Below are 250 nucleotides of genomic sequence, written 5' to 3'. Positions count from 1 at the left end.
AATCTGAGCACTCACGACTTTTTCAAAAAATATTCCAATAGAACTGGTAAAAATACTTAAAAATGTCCGGAGTAAAACGAAGACAACAAAGACAAGATGAATTTCATCTCTGCTATAGCTACCAATTTGTCCTGAAAAAGAAGATATTTTATCAATAAATATGAATTGAATAAAATAATAACAGAGAGAAAGAAGGAATTCCCCAATAAAATTTTTACCATAAACAATCTGTCGACGTATATTCATACCG

General features: G+C 29.6%; 1 pseudogene. It reads right to left on the bottom strand.

The features are described from left to right. Positions 1-246, bottom strand: a pseudogene (locus ACFIJP_RS09645) (ABC transporter permease); the annotation flags it as partial. Positions 247-250: the final 4 nt, after the last annotated feature.

This window comes from Bartonella sp. MU37NMGALS (assembly GCF_042194015.1).
In the GTDB taxonomy this organism is placed as follows: Bacteria; Pseudomonadota; Alphaproteobacteria; order Rhizobiales; family Rhizobiaceae; genus Bartonella; species Bartonella grahamii.
This window is presented reverse-complemented; position numbering and strand designations above follow the sequence as displayed.